The sequence below is a fragment of the Rhodothermus marinus genome, assembly GCF_009936275.1.
GTDB classification, from domain to species: Bacteria; Bacteroidota; Rhodothermia; order Rhodothermales; family Rhodothermaceae; genus Rhodothermus; species Rhodothermus marinus_A.
On record NZ_AP019797.1, the window covers coordinates 3,089,630 to 3,107,031 of the forward strand.

Annotated in this window: 16 protein-coding genes; 5 read left to right on the forward strand and 11 right to left on the reverse strand. The window is 61.6% G+C overall.

Annotated features, from left to right (window positions below):
- Window positions 1-80 precede the first annotated feature (80 nt).
- A complete protein-coding gene (locus GYH26_RS13475) occupies window positions 81-323 on the forward strand; it encodes a hypothetical protein (RefSeq protein ID WP_161542093.1) in 243 nt (80 codons plus the stop codon).
- Entirely contained in the window at window positions 308-694 is a 387-nt protein-coding gene (locus tag GYH26_RS13480; RefSeq protein WP_161542094.1) for a type II toxin-antitoxin system VapC family toxin, read from the forward strand. The genes GYH26_RS13475 and GYH26_RS13480 overlap by 16 nt, the downstream gene beginning before the upstream one ends.
- Here the strand turns inward: GYH26_RS13480 and GYH26_RS13485 are convergent.
- The 5 genes from GYH26_RS13485 to GYH26_RS13505 all read right to left on the reverse strand — a co-directional run bounded on the left by GYH26_RS13485 (window position 655) and on the right by GYH26_RS13505 (window position 8,755).
- Window positions 655-1,068, reverse strand: a complete 414-nt coding sequence (locus tag GYH26_RS13485) for an MGMT family protein (protein ID WP_014067966.1) — start codon at window positions 1,066-1,068, stop codon at window positions 655-657. The genes GYH26_RS13480 and GYH26_RS13485 overlap by 40 nt on opposite strands.
- Window positions 1,065-3,212: a GWxTD domain-containing protein gene (locus tag GYH26_RS15390; protein ID WP_161542095.1), complete on the reverse strand. Its 2,148-nt coding sequence runs from the start codon at window positions 3,210-3,212 to the stop codon at window positions 1,065-1,067. The genes GYH26_RS13485 and GYH26_RS15390 overlap by 4 nt, the downstream gene beginning before the upstream one ends.
- A gap of 82 nt (window positions 3,213-3,294) precedes the next feature.
- A complete protein-coding gene (locus GYH26_RS13495; protein ID WP_161542096.1) occupies window positions 3,295-4,695 on the reverse strand; it encodes a SusD/RagB family nutrient-binding outer membrane lipoprotein in 1,401 nt (466 codons plus the stop codon).
- Window positions 4,696-4,816: 121 nt separating this feature from the next.
- On the reverse strand, window positions 4,817-8,230 hold the full coding sequence (locus GYH26_RS13500; RefSeq protein WP_161542097.1) for a SusC/RagA family TonB-linked outer membrane protein: 3,414 nt from the start codon (window positions 8,228-8,230) through the stop codon (window positions 4,817-4,819).
- 84 nt (window positions 8,231-8,314) lie between these two features.
- On the reverse strand, window positions 8,315-8,755 hold the full coding sequence (locus GYH26_RS13505) for a hypothetical protein (RefSeq protein WP_161542098.1): 441 nt from the start codon (window positions 8,753-8,755) through the stop codon (window positions 8,315-8,317).
- Window positions 8,756-9,004: 249 nt separating this feature from the next.
- Here GYH26_RS13505 and murB point away from each other — a divergent pair, with 249 nt between their 5' ends.
- Entirely contained in the window at window positions 9,005-10,024 is a 1,020-nt protein-coding gene (gene murB, locus GYH26_RS13510) for a UDP-N-acetylmuramate dehydrogenase (protein ID WP_161542099.1), read from the forward strand.
- On the forward strand, window positions 9,996-10,799 hold the full coding sequence (locus GYH26_RS13515; RefSeq protein ID WP_161542100.1) for an alpha/beta fold hydrolase: 804 nt from the start codon (window positions 9,996-9,998) through the stop codon (window positions 10,797-10,799). Before murB ends, GYH26_RS13515 begins: the two co-directional genes overlap by 29 nt.
- A 577-nt stretch (window positions 10,800-11,376) precedes the next feature.
- Here the strand turns inward: GYH26_RS13515 and GYH26_RS13520 are convergent.
- The 3 genes from GYH26_RS13520 to GYH26_RS13530 all read right to left on the reverse strand — a co-directional run bounded on the left by GYH26_RS13520 (window position 11,377) and on the right by GYH26_RS13530 (window position 14,348).
- Entirely contained in the window at window positions 11,377-12,327 is a 951-nt protein-coding gene (locus GYH26_RS13520) for a DnaJ C-terminal domain-containing protein (protein WP_161542101.1), read from the reverse strand.
- A 134-nt stretch (window positions 12,328-12,461) separates the two neighbouring features.
- The gene (locus GYH26_RS13525; RefSeq protein ID WP_161542102.1) at window positions 12,462-13,124 is read right to left on the reverse strand and encodes an O-methyltransferase; all 663 of its coding nucleotides are present in this window, start codon (window positions 13,122-13,124) and stop codon (window positions 12,462-12,464) included.
- Between the two features lie 63 nt (window positions 13,125-13,187).
- The gene (locus tag GYH26_RS13530; RefSeq protein WP_242006441.1) at window positions 13,188-14,348 is read right to left on the reverse strand and encodes an RNA-guided endonuclease InsQ/TnpB family protein; all 1,161 of its coding nucleotides are present in this window, start codon (window positions 14,346-14,348) and stop codon (window positions 13,188-13,190) included.
- Window positions 14,349-14,533: 185 nt separating this feature from the next.
- Here GYH26_RS13530 and GYH26_RS13535 point away from each other — a divergent pair, with 185 nt between their 5' ends.
- On the forward strand, window positions 14,534-16,513 hold the full coding sequence (locus tag GYH26_RS13535) for an RNB domain-containing ribonuclease (protein ID WP_161542103.1): 1,980 nt from the start codon (window positions 14,534-14,536) through the stop codon (window positions 16,511-16,513).
- A gap of 7 nt (window positions 16,514-16,520) precedes the next feature.
- Here the strand turns inward: GYH26_RS13535 and GYH26_RS13540 are convergent, their stop codons facing one another.
- Genes GYH26_RS13540 through GYH26_RS13550 form a run of 3 tightly spaced genes read right to left on the reverse strand, consistent with a single transcriptional unit; the run spans window position 16,521 to window position 17,357 of the window.
- Window positions 16,521-16,739, reverse strand: coding sequence for a hypothetical protein (locus tag GYH26_RS13540; RefSeq protein ID WP_041806416.1), 219 nt, complete (start codon window positions 16,737-16,739; stop codon window positions 16,521-16,523).
- Between the two features lie 18 nt (window positions 16,740-16,757).
- Window positions 16,758-17,108, reverse strand: coding sequence for a DUF5615 family PIN-like protein (locus GYH26_RS13545; RefSeq protein ID WP_161542104.1), 351 nt, complete (start codon window positions 17,106-17,108; stop codon window positions 16,758-16,760).
- Window positions 17,109-17,357 (reverse strand): DUF433 domain-containing protein, encoded by a 249-nt coding sequence (locus GYH26_RS13550; RefSeq protein WP_012845002.1) that lies wholly within the window; start codon window positions 17,355-17,357, stop codon window positions 17,109-17,111. It abuts the gene before it with no gap.
- Between the last annotated feature and the right edge of the window lie 45 nt (window positions 17,358-17,402).

Below are 17,402 nucleotides of genomic sequence, written 5' to 3' on the forward strand. Positions count from 1 at the left end.
GGTCGGCCTCTTCCTCAGAAACCTGACCGCTTTGTGGAGGTAGGCGCGAATGTCGCGGTAACCATACCCCGCTTTTTCATATGAAGCGCATCACGCTGGAACTGAAAGACCCGGAGTTGATCCGGTGGGTACAGGAATACACCGGAGCCCCATCGCTCTCCGAGGCCATTTTTCAGGCGTTACATGAATTGCGGTGTCGGTTGGACCGCCAGCGTCAGGAATTGCTCAATCGGACATACGGATTGTGGGAAGCAGAAGACCAGCAGCTGGAAGAAGCACTGCGTGAACTGAAAGCCGGCTGGAATGCATGGCGGATGCCCTGAGTGACACTTCGGCCCTGATCGCCCATTTCCGCCGACGCCTCCATCTGGGCAACACGCTCTCCAACTACCGCCACCTGTACGTCAGCGCAATCACCGTCTACGAACTGGAATATGGCGCCCGGCGTATCGGGCGCCTTTCTGACTGGGAAGTGTTTCTGGAGCTTTTTCCTCTACGCGTGTTATCGCTCGGGCTGGAAGAAGCACGACGGGCGGCGGCCCTTCAGGCAGCGCCGGCTGCGCAAAATCGACACATTGGAGAACGGGATGTCCTGATCGCTGCTACAGCGCTGGTACACGGGCTGGATCTCGTCACGCTGAACGCCGACGAATTTCAGCGCGTCCCTGAGCTGCGCGTAGTCGTCCCGACCTGAGCGGCTCTTCCGTGGTCTTCCTCCTCCCCGGGGATCCACAGGTGGCGGGAAAGGTCGACGCGGCCGTCTTCGGTGAACGTGACGCCCTCGCTGCGCAGGCGCTCTTCCATGACGAAGGGTCCCTCGAAGTGCATGCGGCCGGTCAGCTCCCCCCGCCGGTTGACGACGCGGTGGCAGGGCAGGTCCGATCCGGCCGCCGCGTTCAGCGCCCAGCCGACCGTCCGTGCGGCGCTGCGCGCGCCCAGATAGGCGGCGATATGCCCGTACGTGGTGACCCGCCCCGGCGGAATACGCGCGACCACCTCCCAGACCCTCGCAAAGAAATCGCCCTGATCTGTGCGTTTCGTCGTACGTGCGTTGCGTTGGCATTTCATGAGCGGACCACTTCGAAGCGAATGCTGCGCGACACCTCCTGACCCGAAACCAGATCCCGTACCCGTACCACCACCTCCAGCTCCTTCGCCCGCTCCCACGCCCGCAAATCCAACACCACGTACTCCCGCGCCGTCCGACTCGTCCCCTCGTATACCGTGCTCGAACGCGTCTGCACCTCCCGGTCCCGACGCAACAACCCACCGTCTTCCCGACGCCGCACCTCGTAGGCCACCTCGTAGCGCGTGCGGTCGTCCGGCCTGAAGGTCAGGTGATAGACCTCAAAATAAAGCGCCAGCGGAACATCCGGGCTCAGGCGCGTGAACGGATAGGGCCGGCCCGGCAGCGTATCGCTCGCGGAAGGATCATACCATAGTGGCAACAGATCGCTCATTTCCAGCACGGCCGGATCCGCCCGCAACGCCTGCAGCGAATCGAAGCGCGCCACACTGGTTTTCAGGTGCTCCCCGGCCTGCCATTTGCCTTCCCGCTGCGCCAGCGTGTACTGATCCCACTGCAAAGCGATATGATAGACGCCGGTATCGGCCGGAACGGTCACAGAGCGCGCCGGGATTACCGGCCCCTGTTCAGAAAGACGCGAAGGAATTTGATAAAGCTGGGAAGTGCGATATGCGACACGGTAATCTGTTCGCTGTCGGACGACCTGTAAATCGATCAGAAAATCCGCCGGCTTCGTTGAGGCTGCCAGATCCTGCAAAAGCGCTCCGACGGGTGCAGCCCAGTAGATCAGATTTTCGGTACGGCCGTCTGTTCTCAGAAAGCGGGCCACACGCGCGACTACAGGCAGGCGCGGCTTCTGATCAAGCCAGCGGCTCTGCTGGCGTGGAATTCGCACGGCCATTTCTGCCCGATTCAGCGCGTCTTCCCGTTCCGTTTCGGCCAGCAGGCTTCGAAGGAAAACGTCCGGGGTTCCCTCTGTCGTGAACGGTGTGCCTTCCTGCTGAACCAGCGCACTGTTGTCGCTGCGTTTGTCCTGCGTGTAGAGCTCACCCCCGATGTTCCGCTCCAGTTGAATCCGGATTTCCTCGAGCTGCCCCAGATAGTTGTCCACGCGAATGTACCGATCACTGAAGTCCAGATGATAGGGCGCCAGCTGCCGGTAGACGGCACGGAGCACCTCCAGCAGCACGTCGATCTTGGCACCGCCGCGCCCGGTGTCTCCGTCCAGCCCGACGCGCAGGTGCGGTGGAATCAGGTCCAGCACGCTACCCTGACGGTACAGGTTACCGTCGTAGACGAAAAGAAAGTAATAGGGGCCACCGGGCACGAAGCGATCGTAGAGCCACAGTTCGCCCGGGGCAAAGTCCGACTCGCTGACGATGAGCGCATTGCCGGAGGACCGCCGCAACCGCCGGAGAGCCTGTTGCAACTCGCGCGAATAGAAATCCAGCTTTTTAATGCGCGAGGGCGGGCCCAGCCGCACATATACGATCCCGCGTTCATCCAGGCCCGACTCGGTACGGTCCGAGGCGTAATGCTGCTCGGCGTAGGCAACGCGCTGCAGGTGTTCGACAATGCGTTCGTTCAGCGGCGTAGCCGGAAGCGGATCCTGCTGCGCCCACCACTGCATCAGACGAGCACCGGCGTCCGGAAGGAATCGCCGGTCACGTGTCCAGATCCGCTGTTGCAGGACGTCGGGTAAGAGAAAAATCATGCGAGCCACGTGGCGTCGTAATCGCTGCAGTTCGTCCGGAAGCATGGGCGTACCCGCAATCCGGAGCAGCAGCTGATAGAAAAAGGCGGCCTCGGTAAAGCGTTCACTGCGGCTCTGCTGAAAGACCGCCGCTACGTATGCATCGGCCGCCTGCACATCGACCGCGCCCAGCGTCAGAGCACTACGCACGCCCTGTTGCCAGGTATTCAGCGCCTCTTCGATAGCCCCCTGAGCCTGATAGGCCGCTCCCAGCCAGTAGGCCACCGATCCTTCGATCGGCCGAATCTGAAAAACCGGTTGCTCCTCAAAAAGGGGCTGTAGCGTCGCAGCGGCTACTTCGTAGCGCCCCGCCTGGTAGGCCTGAAAAGCCCGCACCAGCTGAAGCGAATCTTCCGACTGCCCCTTTACCCTGCCGACGGTCAGGGATAATACGACCAGTACACCCGCAAATTGCCAGCGCCCCATTTCCATCTCATCGCTGTGCTGCTTTTAGACGGCGAAAGGGGCTCCGGCGTTTCCCGAAGCCCCTTTCTTCCGCCTGTTATCGCAAGGCTTACTGCAGGCTCAGTCCCGGATAGTCGCCCGCATTCACCGTTGTGGGTTCAAAGACGCCCGGTGGCGGATTGGGTGCATTTTCGTTGGCATTTAATTCATCCAGACCATACAGAAACCGTTGCGGGAAACGGTTGCCTGCTCGAATCGGGATGCCAATGAAGTTATCCGTCCGGCGCGCATCGTTGAACGCCTCGATGTTGCCGATCAGCGAGAGGTACTTCTCCTCAAGAATCTCCCGCAACAGCGCCCGATTCGGCGACTCACCCTGTGGATTGGCGATGCCACCGGCCTCAAAATCGGAGGCTGCATAGGGCTGGTAGGCACCCGGCCCGAACTTCTGATCCAGCGCAGCGCGCGCGTTGTTCAGCGCCGCCAGCGCCGTATTAAAGTCGCCGTTGGCCAGCAAGGCCGCCTCTGCAATGATCAGCTGATTTTCCACATAGGTGACAATCGGAAAGTCGGCATCAATGGCAAAAGCTCCGCCATTGGCTGTATTCAACACATAATCGCCGTTTTCACCAGCGTAGTAGAAGGCAAAGCGGGCCGATTCGTCGGTCTTCGCATTCCCCCGATAGATGCTACTGGCCGGATCCAGCAGCGACGGAGCAAAGGCGTTGTTCGCCGTCATGTAGCCCGAACGCTCCACCTCGACAAACAAATAGAAGGGATTGGCATCGTTGTAAAGCGAGCTACCATGGGGAGCGATCAGGTCACCGCTACCGTCCGGCGCATCGATGCCCATCTGGGCATGCTGGAGGGCCTGGGCGTAATTGCCGGTATGCAGGTAGTAACGCGCCCGCAACGTATGGGCGACTTTGATCCACTTATCCGCATCCGCGCCGAAAAAGATGTCGCGACTTCCCGGGCTGATTCCGGCACCCGACTGCAGATCCGCGATGGCTTCGCCCAGCATCTGTTGAATTGCCTCATATACCTGAGGCTGCGGGTCGAAAGCCGGGTTAGGATACTGCTCGGGCTGGGCCGCCTGGCTGAACGGAATGTCGCCGAACAGGGCGGTCAGCGTACCGGATGCCAGCGCCTCGGTAATCGTGGCAACCCCTCTCAACAGACGGTTGTTCGTCTCCGTGGCCTCGGCCCGAATCAACCGCGTCTGGCCGATGATATCCTGGTAGGCCAGATTCCACATGTTCGTGAAATCGTCGGCCGAGACACGGTACTCATTGTAGGCCAGAAACTGACGGTCCGAACCGGTGAACTGATGCGTCCATACACCGGAAATTCGAGCCAGGTGACCATCCTGGAGCAGAATGCTTCCAACCTGGGCACCCGTCAGAATCTGTTCCGGTGGTGCTTCTGTGGCAAGATTCGGGGCCTTATCAAACTTCTCATCATTCACCAGGGCGTCGCAGCCGGCCCAGAAGAGGGCGGCCAGCACCACCAGCGTCGTCCATCTATGCAGGCGTCCAGTCATGGCTGTATGACTCGGTTTCGTGAAACAGATTGCGGTAGTTGGATGGCCGGGTCCGGAAGTTGCCTCCGGACCCGGCCTGTCACGCGCATCAGTAGTTAAAGCGCACCGTAAACCGGTAGGAACGGGTGTTTGGGTTGTTGAAGTAGTCCAGCCCCTGCCCGTTCGACGGCCCGGTCAGGTTGGTTTCCGGGTCAATGCCCTTGTAGTCCGTAATCAGCAGCAGGTTACGACCCGTGATGGAGAAATCAATGGACGACAGCCCCAGCCGCCGCACGGTCTCGCCCCGCCAGTTGTAGCTGAGCGTCACTTCCCGGAGACGGATGTAGCTGCCATCTTCGATGAACTGCTCCGTGGGGCCCGTAAAGCCACTACCCGGACCGGACCAGAAATAGGTTTCATCAATGAGCACAGGTCCAGCTCCAAAGTCGTGAATATAGCCCCGTACGGTGTAGGTCCCATCCTCGTTACGGTAGGTAACAGGCCACAGGCCAGCAGCTACCATCTGCTCCGCTGTCAATCCAAGGTAATTTCTAATAGTTGAGGCCTCTTCTGCGGAAAGGGTAGTCGTCCAGTCCTGATCCCCATGCGTTCCAAAGAAGTAGAGGGCGCCCCGCGTACCATTCCATACATCACCGCCCATCCGGAAGTCCCACAGGATATCCAGCGACAGATTCTTGTAACGGAATCGGTTGCCGATACCAGCGTTCCAGTCCGGGTTCGGATCACCGATCACCCCGGAGGTGGAAGCCATAACCGGGAAACCGTTGGGATCGAGGATGCGACCATCCGGTGCTACCGAGTAACCATCCGCTTTTTCGGCATCCGTCAACGGTTCGAATGATTCCCGGCGCCAGCGGTCGCCGTAGAGCACACCAAACGGCTCCCCTTCAACCAGACTGGACGTGGCCCCGATGAAGCCGGCCAGACTCACTTCCTGCACACCGGCCAGGCTGACCACCGTGTTCTCGTTCTTCCACCAGTTGATGTAGGTATTCCAGCCAAAGTCACGGGTATTGATCCAGTTGGCATCCAGCGAGAGTTCCACGCCCCAGTTTTCGGTCTCCGCCGCATTCTGTGTCTGGGTCAGAAAGCCCGTGCTGGGCGGCACATCCACATTGAAGATCAGATCCGTGGAGCGGTTGAAGTAGTAGGTCGCGCTCAACGAGTAACGGTCGTTAAAGAAGCGCAGATCGGCTCCCACCTCAAACTCCCGGGTACGTTCAGGCTTGATCGTGGGAGAGGCAGCACGCGCGCTCCGCTGGAAGCCCCCACCGTAAGCAGCCGCATCCAGCGTGGTACCCGTCCATCCGTCGAAGAAGTCGGCATTCACAAAGTACGTGAAAGCCAGGTACGGATCCGGTTCACGCCCGACCTCGGCATAGGAAGCCCGCAGCTTACCAAAGCTCAGCACCGGGTTGGGCCCCAGCAGATCCGAGAACTGCCAGGCCACCTGCACCGACGGATAGAAGAAGGACGACTTGGCTTCCGGGCCGAAGGTCGAGGCATAGTCCAATCGCCCTGTCAGCTTGATAAAGAGCTGGTCATAGAGCGCCAGGTCTACCTCACCAAACGTGCCGAACGTACGCCGCACAGTCTGTTCTGTATAAGCACTGGTGTTCTGCGTTTCAGCATTTTCCAGACTGCGGAGATCTATCGGATTTACAAACGTATTCAGTGCACCTGAGAGCTGATCATTTTCGCGATGGTTGAAGTTGGCTCCGGCTGTCACATTCAGCCGGATATCCGGATTGATCTGGCGCGCAGCCCGCGCAATCAGGTCCACATTGACCGAATAGTACCCCAGGTTGGCCTCCGACAGACTACCGCTGGGATTCGAGGCGTTGTAAATCGGGAAGAATGTATAGCGACGGTCTGTGTAATGATCAACCCCCACACGGGCCGTCAGATTCAACCAGTCCAGCGCATCATAGGAGGCGTTTACATCACCGATAATGCGGTTGACCAGCGTCGCGTCGCGGTTGCGATTCATCGTAAAGAACGGATTATCATAACGCGGATTGACGCTGGCGCCAAGTGGGTTTCGGAAGGAACGATGGCGATTGGGGATAAACGCACCGTCCAGGCCTTGCGGATAGTAGTCTACCTGATAATCCGTATTGTCGAAGTCCGGCGGTGTACGCAGCGCGCCCAGCAACAGGCCGCTAATGTTCGATCCCTGCTGAATGCGGTCGGAGTTCACTCGAATGTAGTTCGCGCTGCCTCCCACCGTCAGCCGCTCGCTGAGCGACCGCTCCGCGCTCAGCCGGATCGAGGTGCGCTGGTAGTTGCTGTTTTCCTTGATGACTCCGTCCTGATAGACATTGCCGATGCTCAGATAATAGCGGCCGTTTTCATCGCCCCCGCTAATACTCAGCGCATTCTCAAAGGTTAACCCTGTCTTAAAGATCTCACGGCTATGATCATACACCTCTTTCGACCGTTTACCGCCATGCGGATTATCCGGGGTTCCCACAGGAATATCATAGTACACTCGACCAGTTTGCTTACCGACAGCAGCTGCTGTTCCTGCACGCTCATCTTCACCTCCAGGACGATCCGCTATACGATCTCCCCAAGATAATTGCCGTCCAACCGCAGCTCCTAACAAAGTGCCTCGGAACTGCCCCAACACACCCTGACCATAAGCGGTCTGTAGTGGCACTGTCCGGTTCACCTCATCAAAAGCGACCGAGGACTGGTAGGAAACGTTCATGCGCCCCAGATAATTACCACGCTTCGTCGTGATGACGATTACGCCGTTCTGGGCGCGCGAACCATATAGGGCCGCCGCCGCAGCGCCTTTCAGCACCTCGACCGAGGCGATGTCAGCCGGATTCAGGTCGTTCAGACGCGACTGCTGCTGCACACCGGCCGTACCCTCACCCTGCGTATTGTTGTCCACCGGCACTCCGTCGATCACGATCAGCGGCTGGTTGTCGCCCTGGATCGTCTTGGGCCCACGAATCACGATTCGGGCCCCGGCTCCCGGGTCGCCACCGAAGGCCGTCACGTTCAGCCCCGCCGCCTTGGCCGACAACGCCTTCAACACCGAAATCTCACCAGATTCAACCAGTTGCTCGCCTTCTACCGCCGACGTGGCCGTTCCCAGCTCATCACGATTGATACGGAAGCCAAGCGCCGTTACGGCCACGCCTTCCAGCTCAATCGCACTGGGCTGCAGGCGGGCAATCACTTCCGTAGTCGCCCCAGCACGCACTGCAACTTCCTGCGTGAAGGGTTCGTACCCTACAAATGTCGCGCGCAGTGTGTAGGTACCCGGCGGCACGTTCTGAATGGTGTACCGTCCATCCACGTCAGAAGCGGATCCGGTAACCAGCGTGCCGTCCTGCAACAGCACCACGCTGGCGCCCGGAAGCGGCTCCCCTGTGCTGGCATCCAGTACGCGTCCGCGTACCGTGCCGGTCTGCGCCAGTGCATCGCCGACTGGCCCCATCCAAAACAGGGCCAGCAGCAATCCCGAAAGGAGTAGACCTCTACGCATGGATGACCTCCTGGGTTGTTTTTGAGGATTGTGTTGCTGTCGGGTCGGCCATTTCCTTTGAAATGGCGTTATGGTAAAAAACTTTCATTCCTGCGTCATATAGGGCTGCAGGCGTTGTTTCACCTGTGCCGCGATTGCTCGATAGCGATCAAGCGCCGCCGCCGTGAGCGCTCGTTGCTGCCATTGTCCATCCATCAGCACCTGCTCCTCACCGCGCATCTGCGCCGTATAGTAACCCCGCCCTCGCTGCCCCAGGATCACGATGATTCTGTCACGCAGCTGCGTTATTCCTTCCTCCTGCAGCGCATAGGGCGCGTCTTCCAATCGCCACTCGGTCTCCAACATCCGGGACGAGACGCTGTGCACCTGATAGCCATGACTGTTCAGCACTACCAGAATATTTTCAATCAATATACTCTGGCTGGGCGCGCGTCCCAGTTCCGCCGTGTAAATCCCGGCGGCCCGTTGGCTGGTGGCACAGCCCCAAGCGGCTATACAGACCATTCCAGCCAGTACAACAATCAACAGACGTTTCCTTCGCATTTAGCGCCCCATGCCCTATTCGACAGTGCAAAATATCCTCACTGAGAACTCGCCCTGCAAAAGAACTCGGGCGAACGGTTAAAATCGCACACTCAACCGTTCAAGCGCCCCGGTTATCCGCAACACGATCAAAAGCGCTTCCGAATTTAGATCACCTTCATCTTTCTGTCAAGAGAGCTTTGTGAACCTCTCCAATCTTACAGGGTACAGGTCTGGGCTTTTGACAAACCTGTGCCGCTTGTGCTCCATTCCGAGGTTTTCTCATTCCTTTGTGCGCGCCTGGGGCCGGAGCGCGTGCAGCGCGACGTGCCGCTGGCACCGTACACGACGTTCAAAATCGGCGGGCCGGCGGATCTGTTTTTCGAGGCGCGTACGCGCGACGAGCTGGCCGAAGCCGTGCTGGCCGCCCGCGAACTGGGCATCCCCTACTTCGTGCTCGGCCTGGGCGCCAACATCCTGGTGGGCGACCGGGGCTTCCGGGGACTGGTCATCCGCAACGCGGCCCGCGCCTACCGCCTGCTGCCCGGACACCGCCTCTGGGCCGAAAGCGGGGCTATCGTCTATCCCGACCTGATCGAAGTGGCCGTAGGCGCGGGCCTGTCTGGCCTGGAGCACTACGTGGGCATTCCCTCCACGGTGGGCGGGGCCCTCTGGCAGAACCTCCATTTTCTCTCCCCGCCGCCCGAGCGCGAACGCACCGTCTTCATCGAAGAGGTGCTGGCCGAGGCCGAAATCCTTACGGCCGAGGGCGAACGCCGCACGGTCGGTCCCGACTATTTCCGCTTCGGCTACGACTACTCGATTCTGCACGAACGCGACGACATCGTGCTGGCCGCCACGTTTCAACTGGCACCGGGCGACCCGGTCCGCATGCGCGAAATCATGGCGGCGAACCTCGCCTGGCGACGCGAACGCCACCCGCCGCTGGAGACCGAACCCAGCGCCGGCTCCATCTTCAAAAAGATCGACGGCATCGGCGCCGGCCGCCTCATCGACCAGTGCGGCCTGAAGGGCACGCGCATCGGCGACGCCGAGGTCTCTCCGAAGCACGCCAACATTATCGTCAATCGCGGCCGCGCCACCGCCGCCCAGGTGCGTGCGCTCATCGCCTACGTGCAGCAGGTGGTCGAAGCCCGCACGGGCTACCGCCTGGAGCCGGAGATTCGCTTTGTGGGCGAGTTCGAGCCGCTTTCCGAAAACGAACTACAACCCGTTCCCGGCCATGTCGCAACCCGCCATCCAGACCGTTGAGCTGGCCTACCGGAGCTACGGCACCGATGGACCACCCCTGCTGATTCTGCACGGCCTGCTGGGCAGCAGCGGCAACTGGCACACGCTGGCCAGCAAGGCCTTTGCGCCGCACTTCCGCGTCTTCACGCTGGACCTGCGCGGGCACGGCCGCTCTCCGCACGCCCATCCCATCGACTATCCCACGATGGCCGCCGACGTGCTGGCCTTCATGGACGCGCACGAGATCGATCGGGCGCACGTGCTGGGCCATTCGATGGGCGGCAAGGTGGCCATGGAACTGGCGCTCACGGCTCCGGAGCGCGTCGATCGGCTCGTGGTGGTGGACATCGCGCCGCGGGCCTACGAGCCCCGCCATCGGGTGATCCTCGATGCCCTCCAGGCCATCGATCCTGCCCGCTACGACAGTCGCCGGGCCATCGACGAAGCGCTGGCCGCCCACGTGCCCGAGGCGCCGATCCGTCAGTTTCTGCTGAAAAACCTCCAGTACGATCCGGACACGCGGCGCTACACCTGGCAGATGGACCTGGAAGGGCTGATTCGCTACTACGACCGCATCAACGAGGCCATCGCCGACGGCCGCCGGTTCACCGGACCGGTGCTCTTCGTAAAAGGCGAACGCTCCGACTACATCACGGACGCCGACCTACCTGCCATCCGCCGGCTCTTTCCTGCAGCCCGCCTTGTCACGATCCCGGGCGCCGGCCACTGGGTGCACGCCGACGCGCCCGAAGCCTTCGCCCGTGAGGTACTGGCGTTTCTGACGGAAAAGGACTGATACGGGGGCGCCGATCGAGGCGTTCGGGGAACCCCAAAGGTCCGACCCTGCGGGGTAGGAACGTTGTCGTTTGTCCGGTAGGGTACACTCTGCGGTGCGCCCCTACCAGATCTTTGACGTTTCCCCTATCCCGTAGGGGCGGACCACTGTGTCCGCCCCATCGTACTGGATTATGTCCGGTGCGCCATCATGCACCGGTAAATCATCGATCCCATATTCGTGGCTTACTAGAAGTCATCCGAAAAATAAGTCCAGGGAATTCGCAATTTCGACCTTACATAGCGTTCCGCTGAGCTTTGAAGCACAACCCACGTGCTTGTAGTCAGGCACGGAGCGAAGCGGAGTGCCGTCCCGGGTAACGCCACTACGGCTAGCGCCTTCGTGGCTTACTACAAACACGTGCTTCTGAGATGCAGCGCAAAGAGCCAGCTTACCGGATCTCCCCTTGTTTTCCGGATAAGTTCTACAAACGCATCTGTACTCGCGGCCAGGCACGAAGCACAGCGGGGTGCCACGGACACGTTGTCCTGAAAGGCTGCTGCAAAACAAAAAAAGGCGCTCAATGGCGCCTCGGTGATTACGACCGGATCAGACCGGCCTTTTCGGCCGCCTCGCGCAGGATGCGTTGCTGCTCAGCCGAAAGGTTGCGCGGGATTTCCAGTTGCACTTCGACGTAGAGGTCGCCCGTATGCGTGTCGGTCTCCACGCCGTGGCCGCGGATGCGCAACCGCTCGCCCGGTTGCGTGCCCGGCGGGATCCGCACCTTGATCCGACGACCGTAGGCATCCACGATCTCGCGCGTGGTGCCCAGCATCGCCTCCAGCGGGTTGATCGTGATCGTCGTGTAGAGGTCGTCGCCCTCCCGCCGGAAGCGCGGATGCGGCTCGACCTCAAAGATGATGTACACATTGCCCTGCGGCACGCCGGCGATCGTCGGACCGCCGTCCTTCAGGCGAATCTTGAAGCCGGAGCGGACGCCCTTCGGGACGTTGATCCGGACCTTCTGGCCGTCGGGCAAGGTGATGTCGGTCTTGCCGCCCCGGAGCGCCTGCTCGAACGGAAGCCGCACGCGCACCTCCACGTCGCGCGGACGACGTGCCCGCGCAAACGGGTCGTGCCGCGTGCCGGTCCGCCCGAAGCCACCGAAGAAGCGGCTGAAGAGATCGCCCAGGCTGCCGAAGCCGAACTCTTCGTCCAGCAGGTCTTCGAGGTTGCCGCTCGTTTCGAAATGGACGTACGTTCCCTCTGGCGTCCGGTAGAACCGGCTGCCGTTGCCCGGACCGAACCCACCGAAGGCGCCGAACGGATTCTTGCGCATCATGTCGTATTGCCGGCGCTTCTCGGGATCCGAGAGCACGCTGTAGGCCTCCTGGATCTCCTTGAAGCGCTCCTCGGCGTTCGGCTTGTCCGGGTTACGGTCCGGATGCCACTCGCGAGCCAGCTTCCGGTACGCCTTCTTGATTTCCTCCTCGGTGGCGTTTTCCGGAACGCCCAGAATCTCGTAGTAATCCTTAATCGCCTGTGCCATAGCTCCTTACCTCCGCTCGCAACCCCGTCCTGTCGAAATTTCAGCCACAGCGCCCGGCAACGGTCAACCGCGCGCCCGAAGCGGCCTGCTGCACAGATCGTGCCCGTCGGCCTGTATGCAAAAATGGCGCACCCTCAACGCCGGCGGGCCAGTCCGAGTCCATCGGCAAGGGGGAGCAGCGCATAATCGACGCGGAGATCCCGGCAGAGTTTCTCGTTGAGCCGTCGGATGGCCTCGACGGACGGCTCCCGGTTGGACGGATCCGCCACACGCCCGCCCATAAGCAGGTTGTCCAGCAGGATCAAGCCGCCGGGCCGCACCAGTTGCAGCGCGCGCTCGTAGTAGGCATCGTACGATGCTTTATCGGCATCGATAAAGGCCAGATCAAACGTGCCGGCGGCCCCTTCGTCCAGCAGCGCTTCGAGCGTGTCGAGCGCCGGCCCCAGCCGGAGTTCGATCCGATCGGCCACGCCGGCCGCCTCCCAGTAGCGCCGGGCCACGGCCGTGTATTCCGCGCTCACGTCACAGGTCACGAGCCGGCCGTCCGGCGGGAGGGCCAGCGCCATCCAGAGCGCGCTGTAGCCGGTAAAGGTGCCGATCTCCAGCACCCGCCGCGCTCCGATCAACCGCACCAGCAGCGCCATGAACTGCCCCTGCTCGGGCGCGATCTGCATTTCGGCCCGGGGATGGCGGGCCGTTTCGGCCCGAAGGCGCCGGAGCACCTCGGGCTCACGCAGGGAGACCTCCAGCAGGTATTCGTACAGCGCATCGTTGAGCGGAAGCGTCCGACACGACATCGACGTTTCAGTTGGTTGCGGAACGTCTGTCAAGATACATCCGGAATCGCCTGCTTTTGTCAACTACCCACGACTGAAGTCGTGGGCTTGTAGCTGCCCTCTGTCCCATTTCGATATCTGACTATGCAGAACCGTCAGGACATTTGCGGGCGCTACTTCGGGGTGGTTGACGGCACCCCCGAGCGCAATGTTAATTGCGCCAACCACATCGGCGTTGGCTTCCAGCCCGCACAGGCGACAGACAAACTTGCTCTGGCTCTTGCGGTTGGCTCTCTCCACGTGCCCGCAGACCGGGCATCGCTGAGAGGTGTAGCGGGGATCAATCAGCTCGAAGGGCACCCCGGCAAGGGCGCACTTGTACGCGATTTTAATGCGCAAATCATAGAACGCCCAGCGGTGGATTCTTCTGCGCTGCGATTTTCGAACGCGCACACTTTTACGAATGCCGCTGAGGTCTTCGAGCCGGACACCCTTACCCTCGGCGATAGCCCGGTCTACGATACGGCGACTGATGGTGTGGTTGATCGACTCCTGGAAGCGCCGCTCCCTTCCCGAGAGCCGTTTCAGCACGCGCTTTGCGCCCCTCGTGCCTTTTCGCTGGAGGGAGCGGCGGGTTCTTTCATACCGAGCACGGACCCGCTCTATCTGGTCGCCGCTGAACACCGTGCCGTCATCCAGCGTGGCAATGTTGACGATTCCAAGGTCGACGCCAATCCACCCGTGCTCATCTTCAGGTGGGGGCGTCTCTACGTTAATGTGGATACCGATGTAGTAGTCTCCTTGCCGCGTCTTCCAGACCACGGCGCTTGTTGGCTTTCTACTGCTGAGAAGCCGCTTCTGATAAGCTCCAACTGCAATCGGAACGCGAATCCGTCCCTGTACTGTGGAGAGGCTGACCGTCCAGTCGGCTTCTCGGAAGGAGAAGATGCGGGCGTCGTAGTCGATGCTTGTCGGGCGTACTGTACTGCACTGGCGCTTCTTGACTTTGAGAATGCCTGCTGCTCGGGCAATGGCACGGACGGCAAGGTTGGCTGTAAGACCATGCCTTGCTCTGAGGTCGCTGTAGCAGACGCGGTGGATGCGAATGTTCGACGCGGTATTCAGTCTTCGACCGACGGCGATTGCATCGTTGCACGCGGCGGCAAACGCTCGCATGGTGGTGTCAAGTGCCTCTCGCTGCTCCTTAGAGAGGACCAGCTTGCATTTGACCGTGAGCGTCTGCATGGCGGCAAACGTTTGTGGGAAGGTATTATGCGCCGGTGTCAACAGTATGTCATGGGTGTGGGGCAATTTATCCCGTGTTGTGGGTTTCCCCGCCTGAATCATCGCAATGATTTGATTCCGAAGGCGGCTCCTCCCACGGCTTCAGCCGTGGGTTTCCGCCGCTCTGAATTCAAAACACTACCGTCATGAAACCGGGTACGCTTGTCGAATATCTTGAGGATGACCGGCCGCAATTCGCGCTGGTGCTGGAGTCGCGCGACGGCTCGGTGCAGGCGCTGACGCCCACCGGACGCCGCATCCGGCTGCCGGTTCGCCGCATTGCTATTCGCCACGAACGCACCGCCACGGCCGAAGCGCTGGCCGAGGTGGTACAGGCGCTGGAAGCTCAGATCGACGCGCTGCAGGCGGAGATCGACCTGGCCCTGCTCTGGGAGACCGCCCGCGAAGAAGGCGAGGCGTTCGACCTGGAAGCCCTGGCCCGGCTCTACTTCGGCGAGGCCGGGTCGCTGGAACAGGCGGCGCTGCTGCGGGCGCTCTTAAGCGATACCCTGTACTTCGGCCGCCGGGGCCTGACCTTCGTTCCGCGCACGCCCGAGCAGGTGGAAGCCCTGCAGACGGCGGAGCGCTGCCGCCGGGAACGTGAGGCCGAACGCCGGGCGCTGCGCGCACAGCTCGAACAACTGCTCGACGCCGAGGCCGACGAGCTGTCCGAGGCGCCGGCCGCGCTGCTGGGCGCGCTCGAAGCCTACCTGCGTCAGAAGCAGCGCTCCGAAACCACCGAGGTGCTGGCCGAAGTGGCCCGTGACCGGGGCATGACCACCCGCGAGGCCGCCCTGGAGATCCTGCTGCGTGCGGGTCGCATCGATGCCTCCATCGATACGTTCGCGCTGCTGGCCGGCATCGAACCGACCTTCCCGCCCGAAGTGCTGGCCGCCGCCGAAGCGCTCGTGCCCTTCGAACCGGCCGGCGAGCGCACCGACTTTACGCACCTGCCCGCCTTCCACATCGACGACGCTTCCACGCGCGAGATCGACGATGCCTTCACCGTCGAACCACTGGCCGAGGGCGGCTGGCGCATCGGGATTCATCTGGCCGACGTGCCCCATTTCGTCGCGCCGGACGACGTGCTCGACCAGGAAGCCCGGCGCCGGGGCCTGACCCGCTACCTGCCCACCGGCTCCATTCCCATGCTGCCCGAGCGCCTGAGCCACGACCTGGCCAGCCTTCGTCCCGACGCAATCCGCCCCACGCTGAGCGTGGTGGTGACCGTGGACGCCTCGGAGCAGATCCGGGACGTGCAGCTCGTGCGTGGACAGATCCGCGTGGCGCATGGGTTCACCTACGAAACGGCCGATGCGGTGCTGTCCGGTGAAACGCCGCACGAGCTGGCCGAGGCGCTGCAGGTGCTGGCCCGCCTGAGCCAGACGCTGACCGAAGCCCGGCTGGCGCGCGGCGCGCTGCTGATCCGGCGACCCGAGCTCAAAGTGCAGGTGGACGGCGACACGATCACGCTCAAGGTGATCGATCCCGACACACCCGCCCGACGCATGGTCAGCGAATGGATGATCCTGGCCAATGCCGAGGCGGCCCGGTGGGCGGCCGAAAACGAGCTGCCCATGATCTACCGCGTGCAGGATCCGCCCGACGATCCCGAGTTGCAGGGACGCAAGCTGGACTACGACCCCGTGCTGCTGGCCAGCCGGTTGCGCGGGCTGCGCCGCACACGCTTTTCCACGCACCCCCAGCCTCATGCCGGACTCGGTCTGGAGGCCTACGTGCAGATCACCTCGCCGATCCGGCGCTATGCCGACCTGGCCCTGCAGCGTCAGATCGTGGCTGCGCTGGCCGACGCGCCGCTCCCGTACGACACCACCCGGCTGTTCGAAGTGCTGGCCACCGCCGAGGCGGCCGAACGCGAGGCCCGGGCGCTGGAACAGCAGGCCACCCGCTACTGGGCGCTGGTCTGGCTCGAACGCCACGCGGAGCAGACCTTCGAGGCGATCGTCGTGGCCCGTCGCCCGGCCGGCTATCTTGTCGAGCTGCAGCCCTACGGCCTGCGCGGCCTGCTGGCCACGGCCGATGCGCTGACGCCCGGCGACCGTGTCGCCGTACGTCCCGAAGCGATCGATCCCCGCCGCGGCCGCCTCCGCCTGCAACGGGCCTGATTTTCGTTCAGGCGCTGCGCTTCCACAGCCACCATCCCAGCCCGGCCTCCAGAGCAGCGCCAAGGCGAAGGAGCCATTCGGGCCAGCGGAGCAGACCGTCCAGCACCGGCCGGTACCAGGCGGGCATCCACCGACGCTGCCAGCGCAAAAAACCGGGGCCCCAGACGACGGTAATCAGCCCGTCGGCCAGCAGCAACACCGCAACAAGTCGGCGCACCATCGACATGGCTCAAACCCATCGCGTTCACTCCCGGGCGAATCGTACGCCTGCTTCGCTGACCACGACAAATTGATCGGTCAGTCGTTCCCCGTAACGCTGGAGCAAACGTTGCAGTACTGCAATCTTTGTTACCGATCGCTCATCTTCCAATCTCAGAAGCACAACGCCTCGATGGGGATGTCGCTCGCGATAAATCTTTTCCCCAAAGTGCTTATCGTTCGTAATCAATATCCAGTTCTCGGCAAATGCTTTCTGAAGAAGCGTCTCATCATCCACCCCGCGCGCCTCGTCATACACAGAAAATCCCTCATATCCCTGCGCACGCAACCACTTCGCTACAGCAGGACCGGTACATTCATCCACCATGAAGCGCATCTACTCTTCTGACGCAATCAGTGGCATAAAATCTGTCTTTTCGAGCACTCTGGTCGCAAACAAGAGACAGGCCTGAATGTCTTCGTGCGTAAGCCCGGAGTACTCCTGAAGAATTTCCTCGACCGTGGCCCCATGCGCCAGCAATTTCAGAATATATTCCACCGGCAGCCGCGTCCCCCGAATAACCGGCTTTCCTGCCATTACTTTTGGATCGACAACAATACGCTGCAGCAATTGCGCTTCTTTCATGAGGCGTCACAGTTTGCATGCCCATTCTTCCCGGCGATACACCGG